Below are 4,222 nucleotides of genomic sequence, written 5' to 3'. Positions count from 1 at the left end.
CGCGGCAGAGGTCGCCGCTGAACTCGGCGGCCCGGACAAGGCCGTGGCCGTCACCGTCGACGTCACCTCGCAGGAGCAGATCGTCGCGGCGTTCCGGGAGGCGGCCCTCGCGTTCGGCGGAGTGGACCTGGTGGTCAACAACGCGGGGATCTCCCTGTCGAAGCCGCTGCTGGAGACCACCGCGGAGGACTGGGACCTCCAGCACGACATCATGGCGCGCGGCTCCTTCCTCACCTCACGTGAGGCGGCTCGCATGATGGGCGCGCAGGGCATGGGCGGCGACATCGTCTACATCTCGTCCAAGAACGGCGTCTTCGCCGGCCCCAACAACATCGCCTACGGCGCCGCCAAGGCGGACCAGGCGCACCAGGTGCGGCTCCTGGCGGCCGAACTGGGCGAGGCCGGCATCCGCGTCAACGGCATCAATCCCGACGGTGTCGTGCGCGGCTCCGGCATCTTCGCCGGCGGCTGGGGCGCCAAGAGGGCGGCCGTCTACGGCGTCCCCGAGGAGCAGCTGGGCGAGTTCTACGCCCAGCGCACCCTTCTCAAGCGCGAGGTGCTGCCGGAACATGTCGCCAACGCCGTCTTCGCCCTGACCGGCGGCGACCTCAGCCACACCACGGGTCTGCACGTCCCCGTCGACGCGGGTGTGGCAGCCGCGTTCCTCCGCTGACCCCGCTCACCCCCGCCCCCGACGATCCGAGGTCCGCCACGTGTCACCACCCGCATCCGCCGGCTCCTCCGCCTCCGGCACGTTCGCGGCGGTCGACCTCGGTGCGTCCAGCGGCCGGGTCATCACCGGCCACGTCGGGCCCGGCACCCTGGAGCTGCGGGAGGTCCACCGCTTCCCCAACAGACCGGTGCGCACGGGCGGAACGCTGCACTGGGACATTCTCGCCCTCCACCAGGGCATGCTCGACGGGCTGCGCGCGGCGGGCCCCGTCGACTCGGTCGGAGTGGACTCCTGGGCCGTCGACTACGGGCTGCTCGACGCGCACGGCGCGCTACTGGGGAATCCCGTCCACTACAGGGACGCACGTACGGAGGGCATGGCTGCCCGCGTGGCGGAGCGGATCCCGCCCGAGGAGCTGTACGCGCACACCGGTCTGCAGTACCTCCCGTTCAACACCGTCTACCAGCTCACCGCCGCCCGGGACACGCCCCAACTCGCCGCCGCACAGCAGTTGTTGCTCATTCCCGACCTGCTCTCGTACTGGCTGACGGGGGTACGGGGCACGGAGCTGACCAACGCCTCCACCACCCAGCTGATCGACCCGCGCACCCGCGACTTCTCACCGGAGGTCGCCGGGGCCGCCGGCATCGACCTGTCGCTCTTCCCGCCGCTGCGCCGGCCGGGCGATCCCGCCGGTGAGCTGCTGCCCGAAGTGCTGGAGGAGACGGGCCTGACCGGGCCGGTACCCGTCACCGCCGTCGGCTCGCACGACACCGCCTCCGCGGTCGCCGCGGTGCCCGCCACCACCGGCCGCTTCGCCTACATCGCCACCGGCACCTGGTCGCTCGCCGGCCTCGAACTGGCCGCCCCCGTGCTGTCGGAGGAGAGCAGGCTGGCCAACTTCACCAACGAGCTCGGCGTCGACGGGACGGTCCGCTACCTGCGCAACATCATGGGCCTGTGGCTGCTCCAGGAATGCCTGCGCACGTGGGATGCGCAGGGACAGCCCCAGGACCTGACCGCGCTGCTGCGCGATGCCGCGTCCCTCCCTCCCCTGAGGTCCGTGCTGGACGCGGGCGACCCCGGTTTCATCGCACCGGGAGACATGCCCCAGCGCGTCGCGGAGGCCTGCCGCCGCACCGGTCAGCCGGTGCCGGACGGTCCGGCCGGGACCGCACGGTGCGTTCTCGACTCCCTCGCGCTCGCACACCGGCTGGCCATCGAGGACGCACAGCGCCTGGCGGGCCGGGAGATCGAATCCGTGCACATCGTCGGCGGCGGGGTACACAATCCACTGCTGTGCCAACTCACCGCCGACGCCTGCCGTTTGCCCGTGATCGCCGGCCCCGCCGAGGCGTCGGCGCTCGGAAACGTCGTCGTCCAGGCACGTGCGAACGGTGCACTTCGTGGCGAAACCGGGGAGGTCAGGCGGATGCTGTATGACACCCTGCCGCTGCGGACGTACGAACCGGCCGGCGGCCACGGCAGTCCGCAGGAGTGGTCGCGGGCGGCGCAGGCAGTGCGCGACCGCCGCTGAAGACGTAACCGGGGCCCAGGCCCCACGCGACGGAAGACGACGAAAGGAGGGAAGGTGCGGGTCGCACTCTTCATCACCTGTATCAACGACACGCTCTATCCCCGCACCGGCCGGGCAGTCGTGGCCCTCCTGGAACGGCTCGGCGTGGAGGTCGACTTCCCCGAGGGGCAGTCCTGCTGCGGGCAGCCTCAGTTCAACACCGGGTACAGGAGCGAGTCCGAGCCGCTGGCGCGTCGCTACGCGGACGTCTTCCGCGACTGCGACTACATCGTCGTCCCCTCCGGGTCGTGCGCGGCGATGGTCCGGGACAACTACCCGCGCATCGACGCAGAGGCCACGCAGGGGTCCGTCTCGCGCACGTACGAACTGACGGAGTTCCTCGTCGACGTGCTGGGCGTGACGGACGTGGGCGCGTACTACCCGCACACCGTCACCTACCACCCCACGTGCCACGGGCTGAGGATGCTCGGTCTCGGCGACCGCCCCCGCCGGCTGCTGGAGGCCGTCAAGGGACTGAGCCTGGTGGAGCTCGAGGGCGCGGAGGAGTGCTGCGGTTTCGGGGGCACCTTCGCCGTGAAGAACGCCGACGTCTCGGCCGCCATGGGCGCCGACAAGGCACAGCACATCGAGGAGACCGAAGCGGAGACGGTGTGCACCGTCGACAACTCCTGCCTCATGCACATCGGCGGCACGCTCTCCCGGCGCGGCGCCACCGTCCGCCCCGTGCACATCGCCGAGATCCTGGCCGGCACCGAGGAGGCACCACTGTGAGCGGCACCTACCTGGGCATGCCCTCCTTCCCGCAGGCAGCCGCCGAGTCCACGCGTGACATGCGGCTGCGCGGCAATCTGCGGCACGCCACACACACCATCCGCTCGAAGCGCGCCCAGGCCGTCGAGGAGCTGGGCGACTGGGCGGAGCTGCGGGAGGCGGGCGCCGCGATCAAGAACCGCACGCTGCGCCATCTCGACCACTATCTGGAGCAGTTGGAGGAAGCGGTCACCGCCGCGGGCGGCCATGTCCACTGGGCCGCCGACGCGAGCGAGGCCAACCGGATCGTGGCCGGGCTGGTCCAGGAGACCGGTGAGAGCGAGGTCGTCAAGGTCAAGTCCATGGCCACGCAGGAGATCGGCCTGAACGAGGCACTCGCCGAAGCGGGAATCTCCGCCTACGAGACCGACCTGGCGGAGCTCATCGTGCAGCTCGGCGACGACCTGCCCTCCCATATCCTCGTCCCGGCCATCCACAGGAACCGCGACCAGATCCGCGACATCTTCCGCGAGAAGATGGCCGACTGGGGACGCCCGGCACCCAAGGGCCTCACCGACGACCCCGCCGAACTGGCCGAAGCCGCCCGGGTCCATCTGCGGGAGAAGTTCCTGAACGCCAAGGTCGGCATCTCCGGCGCGAACTTCATGGTCGCCGAGACGGGCACTCTCGTCGTCGTCGAGTCCGAGGGCAACGGCCGCATGTGCCTGACCCTCCCGGAGACGCTCATCTCCGTCGTGGGCATCGAGAAGATCGTGCCCACCTGGCAGGACCTGGAGGTCTTCCTGCAGACCCTCCCGCGGTCCTCCACCGCCGAGCGGATGAATCCCTACACCTCGACGTGGACGGGCACCACCGACGCCGACGGGCCCTCCGCCTTCCACCTCGTGCTGCTCGACAACGGCCGTACCGACGCCCTCGCCGACACCGTCGGGCGGCAGGCGCTGCGCTGCATCCGCTGCTCGGCCTGCCTGAACGTCTGCCCCGTCTACGAACGTGCCGGCGGCCACGCCTACGGCTCGCCCTATCCCGGCCCCATCGGCGCGATCCTCACGCCCCAACTGCGCGGTGTGCAGAGCGAACTGGACGCCTCGCTCCCCTACGCCTCGTCCCTGTGCGGCGCCTGCTACGAGGTGTGCCCGGTCGCCATCGACATCCCCGAGGTCCTGGTTCACCTGCGGGAACGCGTCGTCGAGGGCGGCACGGTCAGCGTCCGGGGCCAGAAGACGACCATCAAGCCCGCG

At 70.8% G+C, this 4,222-nt stretch carries 4 protein-coding genes; all 4 read left to right on the top strand.

Features of this window, described 5'->3' with window-relative positions:
- A partial coding sequence (locus H5J26_RS28885) for an SDR family oxidoreductase (RefSeq protein WP_181768919.1) occupies window positions 1–673 on the top strand: 673 nt, incomplete at its 5' end.
- Between the two features lie 40 nt (window positions 674–713).
- Window positions 714–2,210 (top strand): rhamnulokinase, encoded by a 1,497-nt coding sequence (locus H5J26_RS28880; protein WP_181768918.1) that lies wholly within the window; start codon window positions 714–716, stop codon window positions 2,208–2,210.
- A 54-nt stretch (window positions 2,211–2,264) separates the two neighbouring features.
- Window positions 2,265–2,981: a (Fe-S)-binding protein gene (locus H5J26_RS28875; RefSeq protein ID WP_181768917.1), complete on the top strand. Its 717-nt coding sequence runs from the start codon at window positions 2,265–2,267 to the stop codon at window positions 2,979–2,981.
- Window positions 2,978–4,222: LutB/LldF family L-lactate oxidation iron-sulfur protein (locus H5J26_RS28870; RefSeq protein WP_309238104.1), on the top strand; the 1,245-nt coding region annotated here is incomplete at its 3' end. The genes H5J26_RS28875 and H5J26_RS28870, both read left to right, overlap by 4 nt.

It is taken from the genome of Streptomyces albidus (ex Kaewkla and Franco 2022), from assembly GCF_013870515.1.
Taxonomy (GTDB): Bacteria; Actinomycetota; Actinomycetes; order Streptomycetales; family Streptomycetaceae; genus Streptomyces; species Streptomyces albidus.
The sequence above is the reverse complement of the archived record's forward strand: the minus strand, read 5'-3'. Positions and strand labels throughout refer to the sequence as shown.